This window comes from Salipiger mucosus DSM 16094, assembly GCF_000442255.1.
GTDB lineage: Bacteria > Pseudomonadota > Alphaproteobacteria > Rhodobacterales > Rhodobacteraceae > Salipiger > Salipiger mucosus.
The window spans coordinates 362,654-381,514 of record NZ_KE557273.1 but is presented as its reverse complement, the minus strand read 5'-3'; the positions used below and the strand labels follow the sequence as shown (position 1 = coordinate 381,514).

The window sequence follows — 18,861 nt, the reverse complement described above, 5'->3', positions numbered from 1 at the left end:
TCTGAGAAACGGAGGGATGCATGCCCGACAAACTTGACTGGAACGACGTTCGCTTCTTCCTCGAGACCGCGCGCGCGAGGCAGATGAGCCGGGCTGGTAAGCGGATGGGGGTGAGCCATACGACGGTGGCACGCCATGTCGAGCGGATCGAGACGCTGCTGCAGACCAAGCTCTTCGAGCCTGGCGCCGACGGCCTGACCCCGACCGAGGCCGGCGCGGCGCTGATGCCTCTTGCCGAAGACATGGAGGCCCGCGCGGTGACCATCCGCGACCTTTTCCAGCGTCCGGGCGGGCTGGCGGGGCGGGTGCGCATCGGCGCGCCCGACGGGTTCGGAAACGCGGTGCTCTCGCGCCTTCTGCCGGGCCTCTGCGCGCAGGAGCCGAACCTGACCGTGGAACTCGTGCCCCTGCCGGCGACGCACAAGCTCTCGACGCGCGAGGTGGACATCGCCGTGAGCCTCGACCGGCCCGAGAGTGGACGGATGATCATGCAGCGCCTCGCGGACTACGACCTGCGGCTCTATGCCTCGCGGGACTTCGTGGCCCGGCACGGCCTGCCGCAAACCCGGGACGCCCTCGCGGCGCTGCCCTTCGTCGGATACATCGACGAGCTGCTCTACACCCGCGAACTCGATTTCAACCGCAAGATCCATCCCGGCATCGTCACGCGCTACAAGGCCGCGACGGTGCAGGCGCAGCTCGACGCGATCCTCGCGGGTGCCGGGCTCGGCGTCCTGCCCTGCTTCATCACGAGGGGCCGCGACCTCGTCACGATCCTGCCCGACGAGATCGCCTTCTCGCGCGCCTACTGGCTGCTCTTCAGCGAGGACGACCGCGAGAATTCCCGGGTCCGGAGGGTGGCCGACTACATCCGCACGGCAACCCAGGCCGAGGCGGCCAGTCTGCGTCATGCCGGCTGACGCCGGCACCTCACTGGCTCCGGCGGACGATCCCGGTGCGCGGACGGTCGCCCGGATCGCGCAAGTAACGTCATGGTCGCAGAAATTTGCATACCAAGCCCTGTCGACGCACGAGGCCGCACTATCTGGAAAAGTCATGAAACGCAGAAACTTCATCCTGAGCGGGCTGGCACTGGGGTGCCTGCCCGCGGTGTCATCCGCGGCCGCGCAAGAGGCCACGGAGCTGACGCCCCCACATGTCGTCCAGATGGCCGCGCCCTACCCGCCCGCCGGGGAAGTCCACGTCATTCCGGAGACCTTCCGCCTCTACCTGACGCTGCCCGAGGGTCGCGCCATCGTCTACCCGGTCCGCATCGGGAAAGACGACCTCTACGAGCCGGGGACGTATTTCGTCGGCGCCAAGAAGGAGTGGCCCTCCTGGACGCCGACACCGGGCATGATCGAACGCGAGCCGGAGAAGTACGCCAAGTACGAGGAGTCGGGCATGCCCGGCGGTCCGGGCAACCCTCTCGGGGCACGCGCGCTTTATCTCTTCACCGAGGAGCGCGGCGATACCTTCCTGCGCATCCACGGGACCGACGATCCGAACACCATCGGCCGCGCCGTGTCGAACGGCTGCGCGGGCCTCATCAACGAGCACATGATCGACCTCTACGCCCGCGTGCCGATGAATTCCCGCGTGGTCCTTCATCCGCACATGCAGGGCACCACGATCTCGGGCAACAACGGGTAGATCCACCGGGACCTGCCGGGGTCTCCGCGCGGATCTCCCGCGAGGCCATTCCACCGCGCCCGTCCGAATGCTAGACGGGCAAGGCAGGCGCGGTGGAGGATCAGGCGACATGGCGGCGGTTTCCGGGATACGAGGTGCGGCGCCGTGGCGCGCATCCTGATCCTCGTCGAGCTGGGTGGCCGCGGGCCACGTGGGCGGAAGTGCCGCCGCACCCGTGCTGCGGGGGCTGGGACACGAGGTCATGCACCTGCCCACGACGATGCTCAGCAATCATCCCGGCTTTGATCATGTCGCCGGGGGCGCCGTTCCGGTCGCGCAGCTGGCGACCATGCGCGACGCGCTTGCGGCCAACGGCTGGCTCACGCACGTGGACGCGGTGCTGACCGGTTACCTGCCCAGCCCCGAGCACGTCGCGCTCGCCGCCGAAACGGTGCGCGGCCTGGGCGCGCCGCGCGTCGTCGTCGACCCGGTGCTGGGCGACGCGCCGGGCGGGCTCTACCTGCCCGAGGCGGTGGGCGAGGCTCTGCGCACCGACCTCCTGCCACTGGCAGACGTTGCGACGCCCAACCGCTTCGAACTGGGCTGGCTCTCGCGACGCCCCTGCGAGAGCGCCCGCGACTGCGCCGCCGCGGCCCGCGCGCTGCCTGTGCCGCGCGTCATCGTCACCTCCGCCCCGGCGCCTGCGGGACAGACCGGCGTGACCGAGGTCACGACCGGAGCAACGCGTCACTGGCGGACGCCCCAGCGGCGCGGCGTGCCGCATGGCGTGGGCGACGCCTTCGCGGGGCTGATCGCTGCCGGGCTCGCCCCCGGAGCGGCGCTGGGGCACCTCGACGCGCTCATCGAGGCGAGCCTCGGCGCGCCGCATCTTGCCATCGCCGAAAGCGCCGCGCGCTGGACGCATGCCGCGCCCCTGCCCCATGACCCCTGCGAGGAGAGCTGACCCATGGCCTTCGACTTCATCCTGATGCTCACCGCCGACGACCGCACCATTCCCGACGCCCACGCCCGGCTCGAGGAGGCGCTCGAGGGCGGCGTGCGCCATATCGGCTTCAAGGACGTCGGCCTGCCCTTCGCGGAACTGAAGGGCCTCGCCGACACGATCCGCGCGGCGGGCGGGCGCTCCTACCTTGAGGTGGTGAGCCTCGACGCCGAGAGCGAGCTCGCCTCGGCCCGCGCGGCGATCGAGCTGGACGTGGACTGCCTGCTGGGCGGCACGCGCGCGGGCGAGGTCACGCAGCTGACCCGCCAGCACCCGCTGCGCTACTACCCTTTCCCGGGGCGGATCACCGGGCACCCGAGCGTGCTGGAGGGCCCGGCGGAGGACGTGGTCGACTCGGCCCGCAGGCTCGCGGACCTCGAGCACGTGCACGGGCTGGACCTGCTGGCCTACCGTTTCGCGGGCGACGTGCCGGGGCTGATGCGTGATGTCTGCTCGGCGGTCGAAAAGCCCGTGATCATGGCCGGCTCCATCGACAGCCCCGAGCGGATCGAAGCGGTGGCCGAAGCGGGCGCCGCGGGCTTCACCGTGGGCACGGCGGCGCTGGCGGGCGCCTTCCCGGCCGAGGGCGAGGGCTTTGCCGAGCAGGTCCGCGCGATCCTGCGTCTGGCGGCGCGCGCCCGGGCGCGCTCGACCGCGCCGCGGCGCATCGCGCTGGCGGCACATGACACGCGCAAGTCGCATCTGCGCGCCTGGGTGCGGCGGCATGCGCGCGCACTGGAGGGGCACGCGCTGATCTGCACCGGCGGCACCGGGCGGCTGGTGACCGAGACGGCGCCGGACCTGACCGTGCGCCGGTTGCAGCGCGGCAGCCACGGCGGAGACCAGCAGCTCGGCGCGCTGATCGCCACGGGCGAGCTCGACGCGGTGATCTTCTTCGCCGACCCGACCACGGCGCACGGCGGCGACGCAGACCTGCAGGCGCTGACGCGCCTTGCCATGCTGCACGACACGCCGGTGGCGCTGAGCGCCTCGGCCGCGGACATGGTCGCCGCCGCCCTGCTGGGCGGGCGCGACGCCTAGGCCGGCACCCGGTCGGTCGCCCAGCTCTCGCGCGCCATGTCGAGCACGCGGGTCAGCAGGCCGGCGGGCACCTCGGCGCCCGTGCCTTCCCGCAGGGGCTGGTCGTGGAAGAGGTAGAGCCGCGAGAGGAACTGCTCGAAGGGCAGCGAGCCCTCGCCGTAGCGTTCGCCGTGCCCCCCGGTCGACACCACGACGCCCGCGCCCCAGTCCTGCCCGCTGTCGTTGTTGGGGTTGTAGAAATAGACCCGCATGGCGCCGGACTGGTCCTCGGCCACGCGCAGGATGGTGATGGCGTGCCAGCCCACGAACTGCGCGTTCGGGTCCGTGACGGCGATCCCCGCCGGCTGCGGGTGGATGAGCGGCAGCCCGCCATTGTAGGCCGGGTGATAGCTTTCGCAGAACCGCGCCAGGAAGCGGTCGTAGGCATCGAGCATGCCGGTGCCCACGTCGACCGCCACGGCGCAGTCGCGCGCCACCCACCAGCCGTGGAACTCGGGGTTCACCCAGCGGTGCGGATCGCCGCCGCGCGGGGCGCAGAGGCGGCCCATCTCGGCGTAGATCCGGTCGAGATGCGGCACCAGCACGACCGAGACCGCGTCGGCGTCGATGGGCCCGGCCCCCGCCAGCCCCATCGGCAGGTCGGCGGAGTTGATCGGCTCCCCCTCGAACTGCATTCGGATGGTGCCGGCCTCGCACGCCTGAACGATGAGGTGCAGCAGATAGGTCGGGATCGTTCAACCGCCCACAGTGGCGATCGGGCCCGGGCGGACGTGGCAGGTCGGGTTCGGCCCCCTGCCCCACGCCCAGCGGCTGACCGATCACCTGAAGAACGCCCGCCAGCAGGTGCGTCTCGGGCGCGACGGCGGGGCCGAAGCCCAGCGCCAGCCGCTCGCGCACCGCACCGTCCAGTTGCAGGCGCAGCTGCCGGCTGAGCGCCGGCACCACCGGCGCGTGGTGCAGCACGCCGCGGTCCAGCAGCAGCGCAAGCCCGTAGGCCGCCTGCGGCGTGGCGACAGTGACCGAAGACCGGATCAGCTCCTCGATCAGGCCGCGATAGTGGCGCCAGCAGTCGAGCCCCGTGGTGCCCAGACCCAGCGCCTCGGGCACCAGCGGGCGGGGAGCATAGTCGACCGCCCAGACCAGGAAGGCGGCGTGGTAGTCGGAGACGAGCCCGGTGTCGTGCATGGCGCGGGCAAAGCCCATCGCCTCGCGCGAAAGGCCCGCCTCGTCGCTCGTTTCCAGCCGCGCGATGTAGGCCTCGAGGCCGGGGTCGTCGAGCGAGCCTGTCGTCGGCCCGAACAGCGCGCTCACGAGGCGCTCGGCCCCGGTGCGTGCGCCGCCCAGCGCGCCGCCCTCCTTGTGAAGCGTGATGGCGATCTGCGCGATCATGTCCTTGACCGTGCCGACCTGCACCGGGCGCTGCTCGAGGATGCGCCAGATCTCGGTCACCAGCACGCCCAGCACGTCGGTCAGGCCCACGCGCTCGGCGATGAAGCGCAGCAACCGGTCGCGCGTCTCGCCCCGCTGGCCCAGCTCGCGGCTGGCCTCGTCCGCCATGTCGAAGATATGCCGCAGGTTCAGCGCCAGCACCTGCGTCAGGTAGTGGCGCGCGCCCTCGGCGTGAAGGTTCTCGTGCCGCGCATCGCCGGAGGCGACCGCCAGGAGGCGCAGGAGGCTCGTGGCCTCGAGCGCGGCAAGCACCGTGTCCTCGGCCACCAGCGTCTCGCCGGCGAGCCGGGGCACGAGCGCCTCGGGCCGGTCCCAGTCGGATCCGGCAAAGAGCCCGGCCGCGTCCAGCCGTCCCGCACGGTCGTAAACCACCTCGATGCCGCCAGGCAGCGGCAGCATGCGGGCGATCACGTCGAGCGCAGGGCGCTGGTGGCGCGGCTTCGAGAAGGCGCGCGCCTGTTCCAGCCGGGTCAGGACGGAGTCGAGCGTCCCGGCGAGACGCTCGACCGCTTCGGTGCTGCGCCCGTCATCGGGCGCCGGGTTCATGGTCATCAGACGTAGTAGTCCAGCTCTTCCTGGTGCTTCAACAGATCGCGCAGTTTGTGCGGATCGTCACCGAAGAAATAGGCCAGCCCCCAGTGCGTGCCGAAGGCCGTGCGCTTGGCCACCTTCTGCTCGCGCGGGTCCGAGAGCTCGTGGAACTCGAAATAGGGATGCTTGGCCGTCTCTTCGGGGACTTCCAGCCGACTGACCACACGGCGGCGCGGATAGACGCCGAAACAGCCGGCGTGGCCCTTCGCGTCCGTCACCGGCGTCGGGAAGAAGGCCTCGAGCTCCTCCTGCGTGGTCTTGGGATCGAAGGCCACGACAAGACCTTGGTAGCCGTTGAAGCCGTAGGCGCGCTCGATCAGCTCCAGCGCGTTGAAGCCCGGCGGACGGTAGGCGACTTCGCCGAAGTAGAGCTTGTTGTCGCTGGTCAGGAAGTATTCCGGGTGGATGAAGCCGAAATCGATATCGAAGACCTCGATCAGCTTCTCGATCTCCTCGGTGATGCGCTCGCGGTGCGCCTCGAGCTCGGGCGTGGCCGGCACGAAGACCGAGTAGCCCAGCGTGACGTATTCCGAGATGTTGAGGAACTGGATCTTGCGGTCCTTGATCCAGGCCTCGACCGCGAACTCCCAGCCGTCGAGGTGGCTTTCCAGCAGCGCCGGGAACTCCTCGGAGGGAATGTTGTCCACATCCTCGGGGGTGCGGATCACCCGGTGCCCGGCGGTGCCGGACTTGTCGAAGGCCTTGAAGTGGATCGGGTCGTTCGGGTCGCCGTCAAGCTTCAGCAGCGTCTGGTTCACGCGCTTGAGGAAGCGGATGACGTCGTCGCGGTCGTGCGCCTCCTCGAAGACGCCGACGCGGATGCCGCCCAGCTGGGCACGGCGCTTCATCAGCGACTTGTCGCGGAACAGCATGGACTGGCCCAGCAGGCGCGGGTTGCCCATCAGCACCGCGTTGATTGCCCCGGCCCATTCGACGGTCTCCTCGAAGATCGGAATGGCCACATCGACGCCCTCGTCCTTGAGACGATGCGCGATCTCGTGCGAACGCTCGTTCAGACGGTCGAAGTCCCACGGGATGAAGGGGATGCCGTTCTGCTCGCAGTAATCCTGCGCCCACGGCGGTGCGACGACGACGTAGCGGCGGTCGAAACGGTCGACCGCGTCGATGGCGTTGAGGCTCCAGCCCAGAATGGCGACGTAGCCCTTGTCGGGATTCTTCTCCATCTTCAGTCCTTCCTTTCCGCGCGCAGTCTCGGCAGCGTGGCGGAACGGCCACGCCACGTCACCCGTGCCTCGGGATGGGAAAGGTGAAAACCGAACCCGGCAAGCACGCCTGCGCGTCTTCTTCGTTTTCAGGACAGGAGTGTAGCGTCCCGCCTGTCGATTTCAACAGCACGCGGTGCCAGGGTGCCGCCACGCGAGGCTTTGCCGGCGTCCGCGCGGGTGCTAGCCATGCGTCACCCCGCGCGCTTTCGCGCCCCGATACGGACCCCACGATGGACAAGGACGCGCTCACGCAGGCCGGTCTCAACCTGATCCAGCAGGCGCTGTCGATCTACGACAGCGACCTGCGGCTCGCGGTCTGCAACCGCACCTTCGCGCGCATGTTCGACCTGCCGCCATCGCTCACCACGCCGGGCGCGCATTTCGAGGACACGATCCGCCACCTCGTGGAGCGCGGCGAGTACGGCACCGTCGAGGACCCCGAGAGCTTCGTGCGCACCCGCGTCGAGCAGGCGCGCGCCTTCGAGCCGCACTACATGGAGCGCACCCGCGCCAACGGCCGCGTCATCAGCGTCGAGGGCGCGCCGCTGCCGCAGGGGGGCTGGGTGACGGTCTACACCGACATCACCGACGTGCGGGCGCAGGAGCAGCTGTTGCGCACCCGATCCGAGCTGCTGTCGGAAGAGGTGCTGCGCCGCTCCGAGGAGATCGCGGCCACCAACCGCCAGCTTGCCGCCGCCAATGCCGCGCTCGAGGAGGCCCGGCGCGAGCTGACCGAGATCGAGGCCCGCACGCGGCTCACGACCGAGATGATGCCGGCCCATATCGCCCGCGTCGATGCCGAGGGGCGCTATACCTTTTCCAACCGGCGGCTGTCGTCGGTGATGCCCGGGCGGCCGTCCAACATCCTCGGGCGGCACATCTCGGAGACGCTGGGCCCGGCCTACGCCAAGGTGAAGCCGCACCTCGAGAGTGCCTTCGCGGGGCGGCCGAGCACCTTCGAGTTCACCGACGACGACTCGTCCCGGCGCATCCGCGCGGCCCTGACGCCGGACCCGGTCGAGCCGGGGGTCTACATCCTCAGCCAGGACGTGACCGAGGAGACGCAGGCCCGCGCCGCTCTGCAGCAGACGCGGCGGCGCGAGATGGCGGCGCAGCTCACCTCGGGGCTGGCGCATGATTTCTCGAACCTGCTGACCATCATCCTCGGGATGCAGTCCAAGCTCGCGCGCATCGAGACCGCCCCCGGGGCCGAGCCGCTGATCGCGGCCACCATCCAGGCGGCACGGCGGGGCGGCGACCTGCTGAACCGCATCGCCGACGTCACCGCGCCGCGCGCCTGGCGGCCCGAGCCGGTGGCGCTGGCCGGCTTCCTCGACGACCTGCGCACGCTGGCCACGCCCAGCCTGCCCGAGGGCGTGGCACTCGCGGTGCGCGACGAGACCGCGGGCCGCTACCTGCTGGACGCGGGCCTGTTGCAGGACGCGACGCTGAACCTCGTGCTGAACGCCGCCGACGCCTGCCGGGGCGGCGGGACGATCACGCTGGCGGCCAGCGCGGTGCAGGACACCTGGCTCGAGATCGCGGTGAGCGACACCGGCCCCGGCTTCAGCGCGCATGCGCTCGAGCATGCGCTGGACCCGTTCTTCACCACCAAGGGCGGCGAGGGGTCGGGGCTGGGGCTGGCCATGGTCTATGACATGGTGAAGCTCGCGGGCGGGGCGATGAAACTCGCCAACGCGGACACCGGCGCGCGCGTCACCCTGCGCCTGCCGCTGCGCCCGGCGCAGGCGGCCCCCGGCGGCGGGCTTGCGCTGCTGGTCGAGGACGACGCCGACCTGCGCGCCCGCATCCGCGAGATGCTGACCGGCATGGGCCATTCCGTGGTCGAGGCGAGTTCGGTCGACGAGGCCTGCGCCCTGGCCGAGGGGCTGGACGTGGCGCTGGTGATCTCGGACGTCTCGCTCGAGGGCGAGGCGCCGGGCACCGAGCTGCCCGCCCGCCTGCCCGGCCTGCCGGTCTTCCTGATGACCGCGCGGCCCGAGACCGACCCGCTGCACCGCGCGGCGCGCGAGGTGGCGCCGGTGATCGCCAAGCCCTTCGAGGCTGCGGACCTCGCGGCCTTTCTCGGACAGGCGGAGCCCGTCGCATGAGCGCGCCGCTGGTGACCATCCTCGACGACGAACCGGCGATCCGGTCGATGCTGTCGGAGGCCCTGACCGAGGCCGGCTTCCGCACCCTGGCCTTCTCGCGCGCGACCGAGTTCGAGGCGGCGCTGAAGCGCAGCCCGCCGGACGTCTGCCTCGTGGACCTCGGCCTGCCGGACCGCGACGGGCTGAGCCTCGTGCACCGGCTGGCGCTGGAACAGGGCGCGGCGGTGATCATCATCTCGGGCCGCGCGCAGGTGCAGGACCGGGTGACGGGGCTCGAACTGGGCGCCGACGACTACATCATCAAGCCCTTCGATCAGGCCGAGGTCGTGGCCCGCATCCGCGCCCGGCTGCGCGGCCCGCGCCGGGGCGCGGCTCAGGGCACCACCGCGCGCTTCAACGGCTGGACCGCGCATTTCGACCGCTATGCGCTGGAGGATTCCGAAGGCGTGGAGATCCCCTTCAGCCAGGCCGAGGGCGAGGTCCTGCGGCTCTTCCTCGAAAGCCCGAAGCGGCTGATCTCGCGCGCGCAGATGCAGGAGAGCCTTGGCGGCGCGGCGGGCGAGAGCTTTGACCGGGCGATGGACGTGCGCATCTCGCGGCTGCGCACCAAGCTGCGCGAGGACCCCAAGAACCCGCGGCTGATCAAGACGATCTACGGGGCGGGCTACATCTTTCTCGGCGAGGTGGACTGGTCCTGAGGGCGTGGAGGGGCCAGCCCCTCTGCGCGCTGCGCGCGCATTCACCCCGGCGTATTTGACGGAAAGATGAAAGACGTGGTCAGGCGCCGAGGTCCGAGACGGCGCGCGCCAGGGTGTTGAGGCCGGCGACGAGGTCGGCCTCGTCGGTGTCCTCGGCGAAGTCGTGGCTGATGCCGCCGATCGAGGGCACGAAGAGCATGGCGACCGGCATGTGCCGCGCGACGCTGGTGGCGTCGTGCAGCGCGCCCGAGGGCATCGTGCGCCAGCGACCCGGCGCCTCGGCCTCGGCCGCGCGTTCCAGCGAGCCGCGAAGCCCCCGGTCCATCGTCACCGGGTCGAGGCCGATCATCGGGCCGAAGTCGAGCCCGAGGTCGCGCTCGGCGGCGACCTCGGCCGCGGTGGTGCGGACGATCTCCTCCATCCGGTCGAGGCGCGCCTTGTCGCCGTCGCGCCACTGCACCGAGAAGCGCGCGCGGCCGGGCACGATGGAGGGCGCGTTGGGGTGCAGGGCGACGTGGCCCACGGTCCAGACGGTGGCGGGGGTCACGACCTCGGCGAAGCGCTCGGCGAGGCGCGCGTTGAAGGCGGCGAGGCCCTGGAAGGCGTCGCGGCGCAGGTGCATCGGCGTGGTGCCGGCGTGGTTCTGCTGGCCGGTGAAGGTGACGTGCACGTCGCGGATGCCGACGATGGCCTCGACCACGCCCAGCTTCTCGCCGGTGGTGTCGAGCACCGGGCCCTGCTCGATGTGCATCTCGACGAAGCCCGAGAACCGCGCCGGGTCGACGAAGTCGCCGCGCCGGTCGCCGAAGGCGGCACGCGCCTCGGCGAAGGTGATGCCAGAGGGGTCGATCAGCGCGTCGGCGCCCTCCAGCGTCTGGTTGCCGGACCAGACCGAACTGCCGGTGGTGACGCCGAAGCGGCCCTCCTCGTCCTCGAAGGAGACCACCGAGACCGGCGGGCCGCCGGCCTCCTGCGCCGCGCGGGCGACCTCGAGCGCCGCCACGACGCCCAGCGCGCCGTCGAGCCAGCCGCCCTCCGGCTGGCTGTCGGAATGCGAGCCCATGAGCAGCGAGTGCCCCTCGGCCAGGCCGAAGAGCGAGCCCACCGGGTCGAAGTGCGGCGTCAGCCCGGCCTCGGCCATGCGCGAGGCGAGCCAGTCGCGGGCGGCGATGTCATCCGGCGTGAAGGCGGGGCGCGAGACGCCCTTTCCGGTGCCCGCGGCGCCGAAGCGGCGCAGGGCGTGCAGGTCGGACAGGAAACGGTCGGGATCGACGGGCAGCATGGGCGCACTCCTTTGCCCGAGCCTGTCGCCCGGGCGCGGCGTTGTCAATTTATCATGATGAATAGCGCGCCAAGTCTCAGCGCTGCAGCGTCTCGAAGAGCGCGCGGTCCTCATCCGGGATCGGCACGGGACGCGAGTCCGCGTCGACGCAGACGTGCACGAAGTGGCCCATGGCGCAGGCGGTGGGGTCCTCGTTGCGGAAGACGCCGAGCTCGTAGCGCACCGAGCTGGTGCCGAGGTGCCCGATACGCAGCCCGAGGTGCAGCACGTCGGGAAAGCGCGCCTCGGCGAAGTAGGTGCAGCCGGTGTCGGCGGCGAGGTAGCGGTTGCTGGTCGGCGCGGCGATGTCCATGCCGTGTTCGAGTTGCCAGAGCGAGATGGCCGTGTCGAGGAACGACAGGTACTCGGCGTTGTTGATGTGGCCGTAATTGTCGTTGTCCTTCCACCGGGTCGGAATGGTGCAGAAGGTGACAAAGGCGTCGCGGGCAGGAGGAGGGGTTCGGGTCATCCGGATCTCAGGGCTCTGAAGGCCGCAGAGGCGCCCCATCCGGCCAGCACGGCAGCGGCGACGGACATGAGGCCATACAGCAGCGGCTCGTTTCGGGAGAGGGTGAAAAGCCAGCGTTCGAGGCCGACCTTGCGGACCTCGATCACTGAGGAATGCCGTGCCACCACCGCGCCGTCGCGGGTCAGGAAGACGCGGATCGTGTAGCGGCCCTCGGTGATGTTGGCGGGCATCGAGATGGCGGCATCGAAGAGCGTCGACTCGGTCAGCGTCACGATGCCCTCGTGCAGCTGGTAGAGGCCGGCGCGCTCGCGGATGCGGATCAGCGCGTCGGTGAAGACCTGGGCATCCTCGATCTCCATCGGTGCGCCGACCGAGCGGATGGCGCGCGGGATCGAGACCTCGTGGCGCAGGTCCTCGACCGCCGAGATCGCCTCGCGCCAGGGCACGCTGGTGGCCACGGCGTAGAAGGAGGGCGCGGCGTCGACCTCGACCGCCTCGGTATTGACCCAGATCCCGAGCCGCCGCTCCTTGCGCCAGACGGTGACCGGGGTCTTGGGACCGGCGACCGTGAGCACGACCTGCAGCGGCGGCTCGGTGCGGATCGGGTCCTCGCGCTTGACGGCGCCGAAGATCAGGATCTCGGAGCCGTCGAAATCGGTCGAGATCGAGACGTTGTCCTTGCTCAGCCCCATGACGATCTCCTCCGCCCGCGCGGGCAGCGCGGCGAGCAGAAGCACGAACAGCCAGACCGCGCGCATCACGAGGCCCCCAGCTCGAACAGCTCGACCGGCGTCAGGAAGAGGTCCAGCGCCAGCTTGCCGCAGACCAGCAGCACGAGCGAGGCCAGCAGGATGCGCAGCTGCTCGGCCTTGAGCCGCGTTCCGAAGGCCGCGCCTACCTGCGCGCCAAGCACCCCGCCCACCAGCAGGATCAGCGCCAGAAGGATGTCGACCGTGTAGCTGGTCGCGGCATGCAGCATCGTGGTGAAGGCGGTGACGAAGATGATCTGGAAGAGCGAGGTGCCCACGACGACGCGCGTGGGCATCCCCAGCAGGTAGATCATCGCCGGCACCATGATGAATCCGCCGCCCACGCCCATGATCGCCGCCAGCACGCCCACGGACATGCCCACCAGCAGCGGCGGGATCGCCGAGATGTAGAGCCCCGAGGTGCGGAAGCGCATCTTGAAGGGCAGCCCGTGCACCCAGGAGTGATGCCGCCGCTTCGGCGCCCCGCCCCGGCGCGTGCGGAAGAGCGCGCGCAGGCTCTCCGCGAACATGAGCCCGCCGATGACGCCGAGGAAGACGACGTAGCAGAGCCGGACCAGCAGATCGACCTGGCCCATGTCCTTGAGCAGGGTGAAGATCCACACGCCCACGCCCGAGCCGACGAGGCCCCCGACCAGCAGCACCACGCCCATGCGCAGGTCGACCGACTTGCGCGCGAGATGCGCGAGCACGCCCGAGACCGAGCTGGCGACGATCTGGTTGGCGCCGGTGGCCACGGCCACGGCCGGCGGGATGCCGAGGAAGAACAGCAGCGGCGTGATGAGAAAGCCGCCGCCCACGCCGAACATGCCCGAGAGCACGCCGACCAGTCCGCCCAGCCCGAAGAGCAGGAAGACGTTGACCGATACCTCGGCGATGGGGAGGTAGATCTGCATGAACCGACTTTGCGTCGCCCCGCGGAGAATGGCAACTCGGGCGCGGCGCCGGGCGTCCGCCCGGTGCGCCTTTGACACGCATCCGGGCACGGCGTCGGGGCGGCGCGAGGAATATTCGGTGGAAAATTCCCGGCCCTTTTCCTGCGCAGACCGGAGGCTCAGCGCTCCTTGACGTAGGGCTCGCCGCCAGCGCGCGGCGGGATGGCCTTGCCGACGAAGCCCGCGAGGATCACCACCGTCAGAATGTAGGGCAACGCGTCCATCACCTGCACCGGGATCACCACCCCGCCGAGGTCGATGCTCTGGTAGCGCAGCGCCACAGCCTGCAGCAGGCCGAAGAGCAGGCAGGCATAGAGTGCGTACCAGGGCCGCCACTTGGCGAAGATCAGCGCCGCAAGCGCGATGTAGCCGCGCCCGGCCGTCATCTCGCGCACGAAGCCCGCCTGCAGCCCGGTCGCGAGGTAGGCCCCCGCCAGCCCGCAGAGCAGCCCGCAGATGGCGATGGCCGCGTAGCGCAGCCCGATGACCGAGACGCCGGCGGTGTCGACCGCCTCGGGCGCCTCGCCCACGGCGCGCAGGCGCAGCCCGAAGCGCGTGCGGAAGAGCACCCACCAGGTCGCCGGCACCATCAGGAAGGCCACGTAGACAAGGATCGAGTGCCCCGAGATCAGCTCGGCGTAGATCGGCCCCAGCACCGGCACCGGGCGCAGCGTCTCGGCCAGCGGCAGGGTGATGCTCTCGAAGCGCCCGCCGCCCATGAGCGAGGGCGTGCGCCCGCCCTGCCCGAACCAGTCCTGCGCGATCAGCACCGTCAGGCCGGAGGCGAGGAAGTTGATCGCCACGCCGGAGATCAGCTGGTTGCCGCGGAAGGTGATCGAGGCCAGCCCATGGATGCCCGACATCAGGCTCGCACCCACGATGCCCGCCAGCAGCCCCCACCAGACCGAGCCGGTCGTGGCGGCGATCGCGGCCGAGAGGAAGGCCGCCGCGAGCATCTTGCCCTCGAGCCCGATGTCGATGATGCCCGAGCGCTCGGAGAAGAGCCCGGCGAGGCAGGCCAGCAGCAGTGGCGTGGCGAGGCGCACGGTGGAATCGAGCACCTGCAGGATCGTCGCGAAGTCCATCAGGCGTCCCTCCTGCGCAGCGCCCCGAAGAGTTTCTCGAGCGGCATCCGCACCATGTTGTCGAGCGCGCCGGTGAAGAGGATCACCAGCGCCTGGATCACGGTGATGAGTTCGCGCGGGATGTTGGTCCAGAGCGCCAGCTCGGCCCCGCCCTGGTAGAGAAAGCCGAAGAGCAGCGCCGCGAGAAAGACCCCCGCCGGGTGCGACCGGCCCATGAGCGCCACCGCGATCCCGATGAAGCCCGCGCCCTCGGTCGCGTTCATCACCAGACGTTCGGCCTCGCCCATCGTCGTGTTGAGCGCCATCATCCCGGCAAGCCCCCCCGAGATCAGCATGGCGAAGACGGTGGTGCGCACCGGCGAGATCCCGGCGTAGCGCGCGGCGCTCTCGGACTGGCCGAAGGCGCGGATCTCGTAGCCCAGCCGCGTGCGCCAGATCAGCACCCAGACGCCGATGCAGGCGAGCACCGCGAGGAAGAAGGTCACGTTCGCGGGCGCGCCGCGGAAGAGCGCCGAGCCTTCGGCCGCGAACATGTCTTGGAAGGTCGGCAGGTGGGTCGTCTCGGGGAAGTTGGCCGAAGCCGGGTCCATGGCGCCCGCCGGGCGCAGCAGGTTCACCAGAACGTAGTTCAGCACCGCCGCGGCGATGAAGTTGAACATGATGGTGGTGATGACGATGTGACTGCCCCGCCGCGCCTGCAGCCAGGCCGGGACGAAGGCCCAGGCCGCGCCGAAGGCCGCCGCCGCGAAGGTCGCCACCAGCAGCGAGAGGGTCCAGTGCGGCATGGGCAGGAAGAGGCAGGCCAGCGCCACGCCGAGGCCCCCGATCATCGCCTGCCCCTCGCCGCCGATGTTGAACATCCGGGCGTGGAAGGCCACCGCCACGCAGAGGCCGGTGAAGATGAAGTTCGTGGTGTAGTAGAGCGTGTAGCCCCAGCCCGAGGAGCGCATGAGCGCGCCTTCGACCATGAGCGTGAAGGCATCGACCGGGTTCTCGCCGATGGCGAGGATCACCAGCGCCGAGATCGCCGCCGCCAGCAGGATCGAGATCAGGGGGACGAGGACCGCGTCGGCCCAGGCGGGCATTCTATCCATCTTGGGTCTCGCGCTTGTTCGGCGCGCCCTGCGGGCGCGGTTGCCTCCGGCGGGCGTATTTGGAGAAAGATGATGGGGCGGGACGTTCAGCCATGCCGTTCGGCCTCGCGGGTCTCTTTCGCCTCGAGCGAGCGGTCGATGGCGCTCATGGCGTCGCCCTCGGGTCGCTCGGTGACGCCGGCCATGAGCAGGCCGAGCTCGGTCTGGTCGGTCTCGTCGGGGCGGCGTTCGCCCATCACCCGGCCGTCGAACATCACCGCGATGCGGTCCGAGAGCGACAGGATCTCGTCGAGTTCGACCGAGACCAGCAGGATCGCCTTGCCGGCGTCGCGCAGGCGGACGATCTCCTGGTGGATGAACTCGATGGCGCCGATATCGACGCCGCGGGTGGGCTGGCCCACGAGCAGCAGATCGGGGTCGCGGTCGATCTCGCGGGCGAGCACGATCTTCTGCTGGTTGCCGCCCGAGAAGTTGCGCGCGGCGAGATCCGGGTCCGGCGGGCGCACATCGAAGCGCTCCATCTTGCCCGCGGCCTCCTCGCGGATGAGGGCGTTGTTCATCAGCGGGCCGGACTGGTAGCGCGGGTCGTGGTGGTAGCCGAAGACGGTGTTTTCCCAGGCGGTGTAGCTCATGATGAGCCCCTCGGTCTGGCGGTCCTCGGGGACATGGGCGATGCTGCGGGCGCGGCGCGCCTGCCCGTCCGAGCCTCTGCCGGCAAGCGCGATCTCCTGCCCGCGCAGGCGCACCGCGCCGGTGCCCTCGGCGTAGCCGCCCAGCACCTCGAGCAGCTCCGACTGGCCGTTGCCCGCGACGCCCGCGATGCCCAGGATCTCGCCAGCGCGGACCTGCAGCGAGACGCCCTTGAGCCGCTCGACGCCGTGGCGGTCGACGTGGCGCAGGTTGTCGACGTCGAGCACGGTCTCGCCCGGCGCGGCGGGTTTCTTGTCGACGCGCAGCAGCACCTTGCGGCCGACCATGAGCTCGGCCAGCTGTTCGGGCGAGGTCTCGGCGGTCTTGACCGTGGCCGTCATCTCGCCCCGGCGCATGACCGAGACGGTATCGGTGATCTCCATGATCTCGCGCAGCTTGTGGGTGATGAGGATGATCGTCTTGCCCTCCTTGCGGAGGTTGTCGAGGATCCGGAACAGGTGGTCTGCCTCGGCCGGGGTCAGCACGCCGGTGGGCTCGTCGAGGATCAGGATATCGGCCTGCCGGTAGAGCGCCTTGAGGATCTCGACCCGCTGCTGGTGGCCGACGGACAGGTTCTCGATGAGCTGCTCGGGATCGACCGAGAGCTCGTATTCCTCGGCCAGGTGCTTCAGCACGCCGCGCGCCTTGGCGAGGGAGGGTTTCAGCAGGCCGCCCTCCTCGGCGCCGAGGATCACGTTTTCCAGCACGGTGAAGTTCTGCACCAGCTTGAAGTGCTGGAAGACCATGCCGATGCCGGCCTTGATGGCGGCCTGGCTGTCCGGGATCTCGGTCTTGTTGCCGTTGATCCAGACCTCGCCCGCATCGGCGCGGTAGAAGCCGTAGAGGATCGACATCAGGGTCGACTTGCCCGCGCCGTTCTCGCCGATGATGCCGTGGATCGTGCCCGGCATGACGCGGATCGAGATATCCTTGTTGGCCTGCACGGGCCCGAAGGCCTTGGAGATGCCCTTGAGCTCGATGGCGGGCGCGGGGTCGGTCATGGCGTCATGGGCTCCTGTCGGACAGGGCAGAGGCCGCGCGCCACGCGGCCTCTAGTGAAACTGGCGCGGGCGGGCCCGCGCCGTGCAATCGCAGGATCAGAAGCTGAGCGCGGGGCAGCTGTCGTCCGAGGAGTAGTCGTGCACCTCGGTGTCGCCGGCGACGATGCTGGCCTTGGCCTCTTCGACGGCCGCCATCATCTCCTCGGTGACGAGGTCCTCGTTGTTCTCGTCGACCGCGACGCCAACGCCGTCCTCGGCAAGGCCCAGCACCTCGACGCCGGTTTCGAGATCGGCACCGGCGGTCATGGCCTCCTCGACGGCCACGTCGACGCGCTTGAGCATCGAGGTCAGGACCGAGCCCGGGTGCAGGTGGTTCTGGTTGCTGTCGACGCCGATGGAGTAGATGCCCTCGTCGGCGGCGGTCTGCAGCACGCCCAGGCCGGTGCCGCCGGCGGCGGCGAAGATGACGTCCGCGCCCTGGCTGATCTGGGCCTTGGTCAGCTCGGAGCCCTTCACCGGGTCGTTCCAGGCCGCTGGCGTGGTGCCGGTCATGTTCGAGATGACGGTCACGTCGCCGTTCACGGCCTTGGCGCCCTGGGCGTAGCCGCAGGCGAACTTGCGGATCAGCGGGATGTCCATGCCGCCCACGAAGCCGACGGTGCCCGTCTCGGAGGCCATGGCGGCCATCATGCCGACGAGGTAGGAGCCCTCGTGCTCGGAGAAGAGGATCGACTTCACGTTCGGGTGTTCCTCGGGGTCGACGAAGCCGTCGATGGTCACGAACTTGGTGTCGGGATAATCCGCCGCGACAGAGGCGATCGGCGAGGACATCGAGAAGCCGGTGGTCACGACCGGGTTGAAGCCGGCCTCGGCGAAGCGGCGCAGGGCCTGCTCGCGCTGCGCCTCGGACTGCAGCTCGATGTCGCGGTAGGAGCCGCCGGTTGCCTCGGCATAGGCCTCGGCCCCGTTGTAGGCCGCCTCGTTGAAGGACTTGTCGAACTTGCCGCCGAGATCGTAGATCAGCGCCGGGTCCGCCAGCGCCGCGCAGGCACTGGCGGCGAGGGCGGTCGTCGCGCCGAGGAAGTGCTTCATCAAGGTCATGTATCGCTCCCAGGTGTTGGTTGGCGGCGGCATCGCGGCGCCGCGCGGATGCCTGATCCGTCCAGGTCTGGGACGATTAACGCCACCGTCCGCGGGACGGTCAACCGCTTTTTGGGCGTGTTGCCGCAGGGTTGACCGTGTCCGCCGGATGCCGTCCGGTCAACGACCGGCGCATGAGCAGCGCATCGTCGCGGCTGCCGTCGGGCCTGTGATAGTAGCCGCGTCGCCGGCCGCAGTCCTCGTAGCCGCAGGCGGCGTAAAAGGCGCGCGCGGGTTCGTTCTCCTCGGCCACCTCCAGCAGGACGGTGGCGGCCCCGCGCTCGGCGGCGGCCTGCTCGAAGGCGGCCAGCGCCGCGCGGGCTGCGCCGCGGCGCTGATGCTCGGGATCGGTGGCGAGGGCGAATATCTCGGCCTCGTCGGCGACGACACGGCCGAGGACGAAGGCCTGCATCCGCGTGACCAGCAGCGCCGAGGGCTGCTTGAGCGTGTCGCGGATGTCGGCCGCCGTCCAGGGTGTCATGTGGCGATAGGCGCGGGCGGCGATCTCGGCCAGCCGGTCGGGCGTCATGGCAGCATCACCGGCGGCGCGTCGCGCGCCGGCGCGGCATCGGCCGGGCGCAGGTAGAGAGGCGCCGGGCGCGCGCCGG

Annotated in this window: 18 protein-coding genes; 7 read left to right on the top strand and 11 right to left on the bottom strand. The window is 70.3% G+C overall.

Annotated elements, in window-relative coordinates; translation table 11 throughout:
• Positions 1-20 precede the first annotated feature (20 nt).
• The 4 genes from SALMUC_RS01955 (at position 21) to SALMUC_RS01940 (ending at position 3,676) form a co-directional block, all read left to right on the top strand.
• On the top strand, positions 21-920 hold the full coding sequence (locus SALMUC_RS01955; RefSeq protein ID WP_020040819.1) for a LysR family transcriptional regulator: 900 nt from the start codon (positions 21-23) through the stop codon (positions 918-920).
• A 136-nt stretch (positions 921-1,056) separates the two neighbouring features.
• Positions 1,057-1,653 (top strand): L,D-transpeptidase, encoded by a 597-nt coding sequence (locus SALMUC_RS01950; RefSeq protein ID WP_020040820.1) that lies wholly within the window; start codon positions 1,057-1,059, stop codon positions 1,651-1,653.
• A 241-nt stretch (positions 1,654-1,894) separates the two neighbouring features.
• Positions 1,895-2,596, top strand: coding sequence for a PfkB family carbohydrate kinase (locus SALMUC_RS01945; protein ID WP_156883347.1), 702 nt, complete (start codon positions 1,895-1,897; stop codon positions 2,594-2,596).
• Between the two features lie 3 nt (positions 2,597-2,599).
• Positions 2,600-3,676, top strand: coding sequence for a methylglyoxal synthase (locus SALMUC_RS01940; RefSeq protein ID WP_020040822.1), 1,077 nt, complete (start codon positions 2,600-2,602; stop codon positions 3,674-3,676).
• Here the strand turns inward: SALMUC_RS01940 and SALMUC_RS30875 are convergent.
• Positions 3,673-4,350, bottom strand: coding sequence for a hypothetical protein (locus tag SALMUC_RS30875; protein ID WP_021119709.1), 678 nt, complete (start codon positions 4,348-4,350; stop codon positions 3,673-3,675). The two genes, SALMUC_RS01940 and SALMUC_RS30875, sit on opposite strands and share 4 nt — an antisense overlap.
• A gap of 73 nt (positions 4,351-4,423) precedes the next feature.
• On the opposite strand from SALMUC_RS30875, the gene SALMUC_RS30870 reads away from it, so the two are divergent.
• Positions 4,424-5,686: a hypothetical protein gene (locus tag SALMUC_RS30870; RefSeq protein ID WP_245584649.1), complete on the top strand. Its 1,263-nt coding sequence runs from the start codon at positions 4,424-4,426 to the stop codon at positions 5,684-5,686.
• Here SALMUC_RS30870 and SALMUC_RS01930 read toward each other — a convergent pair.
• Positions 5,677-6,900 (bottom strand): ATP-grasp domain-containing protein, encoded by a 1,224-nt coding sequence (locus SALMUC_RS01930; RefSeq protein WP_020040824.1) that lies wholly within the window; start codon positions 6,898-6,900, stop codon positions 5,677-5,679. The genes SALMUC_RS30870 and SALMUC_RS01930 overlap by 10 nt on opposite strands.
• A gap of 272 nt (positions 6,901-7,172) precedes the next feature.
• Between SALMUC_RS01930 and SALMUC_RS01925 the strand changes: the two genes are divergently transcribed.
• Positions 7,173-9,053: a hybrid sensor histidine kinase/response regulator gene (locus SALMUC_RS01925; protein ID WP_020040825.1), complete on the top strand. Its 1,881-nt coding sequence runs from the start codon at positions 7,173-7,175 to the stop codon at positions 9,051-9,053.
• On the top strand, positions 9,050-9,751 hold the full coding sequence (locus SALMUC_RS01920) for a response regulator transcription factor (RefSeq protein WP_020040826.1): 702 nt from the start codon (positions 9,050-9,052) through the stop codon (positions 9,749-9,751). Before SALMUC_RS01925 ends, SALMUC_RS01920 begins: the two co-directional genes overlap by 4 nt.
• 79 nt (positions 9,752-9,830) lie before the next feature.
• Here SALMUC_RS01920 and SALMUC_RS01915 read toward each other — a convergent pair whose 3' ends face one another.
• The 9 genes from SALMUC_RS01915 to rimI all read right to left on the bottom strand — a co-directional run.
• Positions 9,831-11,033 (bottom strand): Zn-dependent hydrolase, encoded by a 1,203-nt coding sequence (locus SALMUC_RS01915; RefSeq protein WP_020040827.1) that lies wholly within the window; start codon positions 11,031-11,033, stop codon positions 9,831-9,833.
• Between the two features lie 76 nt (positions 11,034-11,109).
• Complete coding sequence (locus SALMUC_RS01910; protein ID WP_020040828.1) at positions 11,110-11,541, bottom strand: acyl-CoA thioesterase; 432 nt, start codon at positions 11,539-11,541, stop codon at positions 11,110-11,112.
• Positions 11,538-12,299, bottom strand: coding sequence for a TIGR02186 family protein (locus SALMUC_RS01905; protein WP_020040829.1), 762 nt, complete (start codon positions 12,297-12,299; stop codon positions 11,538-11,540). Before SALMUC_RS01905 ends, SALMUC_RS01910 begins: the two co-directional genes overlap by 4 nt.
• Positions 12,299-13,204 carry a sulfite exporter TauE/SafE family protein gene (locus SALMUC_RS01900; RefSeq protein ID WP_020040830.1) on the bottom strand — a complete coding sequence of 302 codons (906 nt, stop codon included), beginning with the start codon at positions 13,202-13,204 and terminating at the stop codon, positions 12,299-12,301. Before SALMUC_RS01900 ends, SALMUC_RS01905 begins: the two co-directional genes overlap by 1 nt.
• A gap of 158 nt (positions 13,205-13,362) precedes the next feature.
• Positions 13,363-14,328 carry an ABC transporter permease gene (locus tag SALMUC_RS01895; protein WP_020040831.1) on the bottom strand — a complete coding sequence of 322 codons (966 nt, stop codon included), beginning with the start codon at positions 14,326-14,328 and terminating at the stop codon, positions 13,363-13,365.
• Entirely contained in the window at positions 14,328-15,422 is a 1,095-nt protein-coding gene (locus SALMUC_RS01890; protein ID WP_037370959.1) for an ABC transporter permease, read from the bottom strand. The genes SALMUC_RS01895 and SALMUC_RS01890 overlap by 1 nt, the downstream gene beginning before the upstream one ends.
• Before the next feature lie 86 nt (positions 15,423-15,508).
• Positions 15,509-17,113, bottom strand: coding sequence for an ABC transporter ATP-binding protein (locus SALMUC_RS01885; RefSeq protein WP_020040833.1), 1,605 nt, complete (start codon positions 17,111-17,113; stop codon positions 15,509-15,511).
• A 96-nt stretch (positions 17,114-17,209) separates the two neighbouring features.
• A complete protein-coding gene (locus SALMUC_RS01880; protein WP_037371059.1) occupies positions 17,210-18,214 on the bottom strand; it encodes a BMP family lipoprotein in 1,005 nt (334 codons plus the stop codon).
• 100 nt (positions 18,215-18,314) lie between these two features.
• Positions 18,315-18,861: ribosomal protein S18-alanine N-acetyltransferase (rimI, locus tag SALMUC_RS01875; protein ID WP_342663006.1), on the bottom strand; the 547-nt coding region annotated here is incomplete at its 5' end.